2 protein-coding genes are annotated in these 1154 nt (G+C 37.9%); both read right to left on the reverse strand.

Annotation, left to right across the window (positions count from 1 at the left end):
* On the reverse strand, positions 1–526 hold a 526-nt coding region (locus tag ACFIO5_RS10325), incomplete at its 3' end, for an ABC transporter permease (protein WP_522729882.1).
* A gap of 10 nt (positions 527–536) precedes the next feature.
* On the reverse strand, positions 537–1154 hold a 618-nt coding region (locus ACFIO5_RS10330; RefSeq protein WP_375705354.1), incomplete at its 5' end, for an ABC transporter permease subunit.

The raw sequence follows: 1154 nt of genomic DNA on the forward strand, positions 1-1154 counted from the left end.
CTAAGAGTTCGTCAGGAACAGTCAAAAAAAACTGACGAAATAAAAATGTAGCAGTTGCAGATGCAATGAGTGGAATAATCATTCCACCATAGGTGTTTATCATGCCTAATTGTGCGACGACTGCATATGTTGGGATAATACGAACTTCGACAGGTAGCATTAATGTAATGAATATAAGGGCAAACGCAGTTTTGCGAAAAGGGAAGCGCATGTAGACAATTGCATAAGCAGAAAAGAGAGAAATAATAATTTTTCCAATACTAATACCAACAGCCATAATGAGGGAGTTCATTAAGAGTGGCCAGAGATTAGGCAAACCAAGCTGCATAAGTCCATCACCAAAGATTGTCTTATAGTTTTCCAGGGCATATTTTCCTGGTAAAAGAGGAAGTGTTCCTGAACTAAATGCCGCCGAGTTATGGGTTGAGGCAATGATAGCAACATAAACTGGAAAGCAAATAATGAAAATGCCAATAATAAGGGTTATATGGGTTAGAAATTTTAAAACAGGGCGATTTTCAACCATGATTTTCTTCCTAATATTGTACACGGCGTTCAATCCAGCGGAACTGAATAAATGTTAAGACAATAACCATCAACATTAATATTGTTGATTGTGCTGCTGATGCACCAATTATTTGGTTTTTAAAACCATCATCGTACACTTTGTAGACAAGAGTGCTTGTTGCACGCGCAGGACCTCCAGAGGTTATGTTATCAATAATGCCAAATGTGTCAAACATAACATATTGGATGTTAACGATAAGAAGAAAAAAGGTTGTCGGTGAAATTTGCGGAAAAACCACAGTCCAAAATCGTTTAAAAGGACCAGCACCATCAATTGCTGCTGCTTCTATTTGGGAACGTGGAACAGATTGAAGACCGGCAAGAAAAAAGAGAAAATTATAAGAGATTTGTTTCCAACTGGCTGCAATCACAATAATAATCATTGCTTGAATGCCATTAATACGATAATTCCATATAATACCTATTTTCTGGAGAAAAAAAGGGACAATTCCGGCAGTTGGATGAAAGATAAACAACCATAATATACCTGCCAATACCGGAGCAACAGCATAAGGCCAGAGCAAAAGTGTTGTGTAAGCTTTTTTTGCGCGGATGACACGATCAACACAGACAGCCAAAAGAAGAGA

Source organism: Bartonella sp. AA86SXKL (genome assembly GCF_042196885.1).